A 4,614-nucleotide genomic window follows, 5' to 3' on the forward strand; every position below is an offset into this window, starting at 1 on the left:
ACCGTGCGCAGGTCGATCACGGTGGTCTGCTCGTTGACGCGGGCGACGACCGGTGGGTCGAATGCCCGCAGCGCAGCCGCGTAGTCGCCGTCGAGTTCGATGCCTGCGGAGGGGATCTCCTGGCCGGGCAGCGACCCGGCACCGGCCAGCGCTGTCGTTCGCGACGGCCGGCCCACACCGAGCGCCTCGGCCCGCTGTGCCAACTCCTCAACCGGCGCCCTGGCCATGCGCCAGAACGGGATCGCGTCGGCATCGCGACGCAGGTACGCCAGTGCCACCGACTGCAATGCGTCCAGCACCAGCGATCCGGGCCGGAAGGCCCGCATCAGCGGGTGTGCCGCACAGGCGGCGATGAGGTCGGCCTGGCCGCAGATGATCCCGGCCTGGGGCCCGCCCATGAGCTTGTCGCCCGAGAACGTGACCAGCGCCGCGCCTGCCGCCAGCGTCTGGCGGGCACCCGGCTCGCCGGCCAGCCAGTCGGGGCGCTGCCCCAGCCAATCGCAGCGTTCATCCAGCAGGCCCGAGCCCAGGTCAGACACCACCGGCGGCCCGATGGCGGCCAGGTCTGCCACGCTGGCCTCCTCGGTGAAGCCGGTGATGCGGTAGTTGGACGGGTGCACCTTCAGCAGCAGCGCGACGTCGTCCCGCTCGGCAGCAGCCCGGTAGTCGGCGGCCCGGGTGCGGTTGGTGGTGCCCACCTCCACGAGCCGTGCGCCCGACTGCTCCATTACCTCGGGCACCCGGAAGCCCCCGCCGATCTCCACCAGCTCGCCCCGTGACACCGCCACGCCGCGATCGTGGGCCAGGGCCGCCAGCACGAGCGTCACCGCGGCGGCACAGTTGTTGACCACGAGCGCCGCCTCGGCGCCGGTCAGCGTCGCCAGCAGCAGCGACGCGTGCGTGGTGCGCGAGCCGCGCCGGCCCGACGCAAGGTCGAATTCCAGATTGCTGAACCGCACCGGCTGATTGTCAGATTCCAGGCCGAGCGGGGCCCGACTGTGCTGATTCCCGAGCGGAGCTCGGCTGTGCTGATTCCCGAGCGGAGCTCGACCGAGATTCGTGTGCAGCAAGACGCCGGTGGCGTTCACTGCAGGCCCCAGCAGGCTGCGGCGCAGCCGGTGCGCTTCGTCGGCCGCCGAGTCGGGATCGCCGGCGGCGATGGCCGCCCGGGCGGCGATGACCAGCAGCGGGTGCGGCAAGCCCACGTCGGCGATCCTCAGCGCCAGGTCGTTCACCGACGGTGGCCTCATCGCCCGGACCTTAGATGCCGCGCGGCGAGGCGGAACCTTCTCGTTGTCGTACCCGTTGCTTCCCGCTCTTGTTCGCTGGCGCTCACGGGCCGCTCGGGCCACGGCTTCGCCATTCGGCTCAGCCTCTCACCGGCACTCCCTCACCGGCCCGGCGGTAGCGTCCCCGGGGCCGTGCCGAGGTGGGGAGCCGCTGTGCCAGACGCTGTTGCGCCAGACGCTGTTGCGCCCGACTCGCCCGCGCCGGTCGAGATACCGCTCCGGCAGGCGGCGACCGTGATGCTGGTGCGCGACGGCGACGGCGGGCTCGAGGTATTCATGCTGCGGCGCAACCCGCGCAGCGAGTTCGTGCCCGGCCAGTTCGTGTTCCCCGGCGGTGCCGTGGATGCCGAAGACCGGGAGGACCCAGGCTTGGAGTCGGTCTGCGTCGGCATCGACGATGCGACCGCATCAGCCCGGATCGACGTCGATCATGGCGGCCTCGCCTATTGGGTGGCTGCGGTCCGCGAGTGCTTCGAGGAAGCGGGCGTGCTGCTGGCTCGCAATGGCGGCGGTCATGTCTCGTTCGACGATCCCGATACGGCCGCGAGGTTCGCCGCGCTGCGCCGCGAGGTGCACAGCGGCGAACTCCGCCTCGCGCAGATGTGCCTCGACGAGGGTCTCGCGCTCGAGCTCGACGACCTCCGCTACGTCAGCCACTGGATCACCCCGGTCGGCCCGACCCGCCGTTTCGACACCCGCTTCTTCATCGCCCACGCGCCGGACGGCCAGGAGCCGCTGCACGACGGCAGCGAGACGGTCGAGAGCACCTGGATCCGCCCCGCCGACGCTTTCGCCCAGCACGCCGAGGGCACGTTCATGATGATCTTCCCCACCTACAAGAACCTCGAGCCGCTGCTCGACGTCGACACCGTCGCGGACCTCATGGCTTGGGCCGACGGCCTCGACGACATCCCGGCCCTGCTTCCGGCGATAGCCGTCACCCCCGATGGCGAGGTCTTGACACTGCTGCCAGGCGACGAGGGCTACGACGAAGCGATGGCGAACCCGCCGCCGGCAGGCTCGATGCAGTAGCGGGCGAGTTACCGGCGGGCGCCGAGCGTGACCGGGATGGGCCCGTCCATGCGAGCGGTGCAGGTGCCCATGTCCACCGGCGGGCAGATCTCGGTCACCAGCAGCTCGGTGATCGCCTCGAACACACCGGCTGCCGGCCCGCCGGGCCCATTGCCGGTCACCGGCTCGCCGGCATCGCCGCCGGCAGACACCGCAGGCTCCAGCGGGATCGAGCCCAGCAGCGGCACGTCCAGGTCGGCGGCCAGGCGCTCCCCACCGCCCTCGCCGAAGAATGACCACCGCTGTCCGTCGGGTGCGGTGAACGCACCCATATTCTCCACCACGCCCACGATCGGCATGTGGCTGCGGCGGGCCATGTCGGCCACGCGCACGGCCACCTTCTGCGCGCTCAGCGCCGGGGTGGTCACCACCAGCATCTCGGCTTGGGGCAGCAGGCGGGCGAGCGCCATCTGCACGTCGCCGGTGCCGGGCGGCATGTCGATGAGCAGGTAGTCGAGCTCGCCCCAGTCCACGTCGTGCAGGAACTGCTCCACCGCCTTGGCGAGCATGAGGCCCCGCCACATCAGGGCGGTTTCCTCGGTCTCCACCAGCAGCCCGGTGGACACGACCTTCAGCAGGCCCTCGCCGGCTGGGCGCTCGTCGGGCACGATCTTGCCCCGCTCCTCGCCGTCGGCCGGGGGGCGGGCGCCGAGGCGACCCTCCATGCCGAGCATGCGGGGGATGCTGAACCCCCAGATGTCTGCGTCGAGCACGCCCACGGTGAAGCCGCGTGCGGCCAGCGCCGCCGCCAGGTTCACCGTCACCGACGACTTGCCCACGCCGCCCTTGCCCGACGCCACGGCCAGCACCCGCGTGCTGGCGTGCACCTGCGTCGGCGCGGCATTGTCGCGCGCGGTGCGCCGGGCTCGCTCCATCACCCGGGCCTTCTCGGCGGCGTTCAGCTCGTCCCAGTGCAACCGCACGTTCTCGATGCCGGCCAGCCCGGCGACGCGCGTCTCGCAATCTCGCTTGATGGTGGCGCGCAGCGGGCAGCCGGCGGTGGTCAGTGCCACGGTCACGTGACCGGTGGTGCCCTCGCGGTAGGCGTTGCGCACCATGCCCAGGTCGACGATGTTGTCGCCCAGCTCGGGATCCATGACGCCCCGCAGGATGGCGATCATCGCCTCGTCGTTCACGGGAGCATCGGTGGACGCGCTCACGGGGCGCAGGGTAATGGCGCTCGCCGGTGAATCTGAGCCCGATGGCACTAGCATCGGTCGCAGAACGTTTGCCCATGTGGGGCTGATTCGGGAGTCGCTGTTGTGATCACCCTGACCGATACCGCCGCTGAGAAGGTCCACGAGCTCATCACTCAGGAGTTGTCCGAGGCGGGCGGCGAGACCCAGCTGGCGCTGCGTGTCGCCGTGCGGCCGGGCGGCTGCTCGGGCTTCAGCTACGAGATGTTCTTCGACTCCGAAGTGGCCAACGACGACATGTCGCAGGCGTATGGCGACGTCAAGGTGGTGTCAGATCCGATGAGCGCGCAGCTGCTCGAAGGCGCCACGCTCGACTTCAGCGACGGCTTGATGGGATCGGGCTTCGCGATCGACAATCCCAACGCGCAGCGCACCTGCGGCTGCGGCAACTCGTTCAGCTGAGCCGCCCCGAGTCCAAGCCAGTACTGCCCCAGCCTGAATCGGCCGGGGGATCGGCGCAGACCGGCGTCACACTCCAGTTCACCGTCGACGGCCGCGCCGTCGAGGTTCCCGACGACGGAGACACCCTGCTCGGCGTGCTGCGCGACCGCCTCGGCATCGAGACGGTCCTCGACGGCTGCAGCCCGCAAGGGCAGTGCGGCTGCTGCACGGTGCTGGTCGACGACGCGCCCCGCGTGGCATGCGTCACCCCGGCACGCCGGGTGGCGGGGCGCCATGTCACCACCGCCGCCGGTCTGAGCGCCGCAGAGCAACAGCGATGGTCTGACGCGTTCGTCGCCTGCGGTGCAACCCAGTGCGGCTTCTGCACCCCCGGCATCGTGTGCCGCTTCGTCGGCCACGAACGCCGAGGCGCCGACCTGTCGGATCGCGCCACGGTCGACAAGGCACTGGCAGCACACCTCTGCCGCTGCACCGGCTGGCAAACCATCCGCGAAGCAGCCGCGCACGCCTCTGCCCCGCCGTCCGCGGATGCGACCGAACGCGATCCCGACGCCGCCGCCCGCCGCGCATCGATCGAGACCGGCGGCCCTCAGCGATCGGTTCCGGCCAGCGTCCTCGGCGGGTTCGACTTCGGTGCCGACGGCGCACCGCCCGGC

General features: G+C 71.2%; 5 protein-coding genes. 3 read left to right on the forward strand and 2 right to left on the reverse strand.

The features are described 5' to 3' along the window. On the reverse strand, positions 1-1,250 hold a 1,250-nt coding region (selA, locus tag VI480_RS06525; protein ID WP_323672018.1), incomplete at its 3' end, for an L-seryl-tRNA(Sec) selenium transferase. Between the two features lie 192 nt (positions 1,251-1,442). On the opposite strand from selA, the gene VI480_RS06530 reads away from it, so the two are divergent. Then, entirely contained in the window at positions 1,443-2,321 is an 879-nt protein-coding gene (locus tag VI480_RS06530) for a hypothetical protein (protein WP_323672019.1), read from the forward strand. A gap of 8 nt (positions 2,322-2,329) precedes the next feature. Here VI480_RS06530 and VI480_RS06535 read toward each other — a convergent pair whose 3' ends face one another. After that, positions 2,330-3,520: an Mrp/NBP35 family ATP-binding protein gene (locus tag VI480_RS06535; RefSeq protein ID WP_323672020.1), complete on the reverse strand. Its 1,191-nt coding sequence runs from the start codon at positions 3,518-3,520 to the stop codon at positions 2,330-2,332. A 102-nt stretch (positions 3,521-3,622) separates the two neighbouring features. Here VI480_RS06535 and erpA point away from each other — a divergent pair, with 102 nt between their 5' ends. Both erpA and VI480_RS06545 read left to right on the forward strand, forming a co-directional pair. Further along, complete coding sequence (erpA, locus tag VI480_RS06540; protein WP_323672021.1) at positions 3,623-3,958, forward strand: iron-sulfur cluster insertion protein ErpA; 336 nt, start codon at positions 3,623-3,625, stop codon at positions 3,956-3,958. A gap of 23 nt (positions 3,959-3,981) precedes the next feature. Continuing rightward, positions 3,982-4,614 (forward strand): (2Fe-2S)-binding protein (locus VI480_RS06545; protein WP_323672022.1); only part of this gene is annotated, 633 nt, incomplete at its 3' end.

Origin of the sequence: Candidatus Poriferisodalis multihospitum (genome assembly GCF_028283155.1) — a bacterium.
In the GTDB taxonomy this organism is placed as follows: domain Bacteria; phylum Actinomycetota; class Acidimicrobiia; order Acidimicrobiales; family Poriferisodalaceae; genus Poriferisodalis; species Poriferisodalis multihospitum.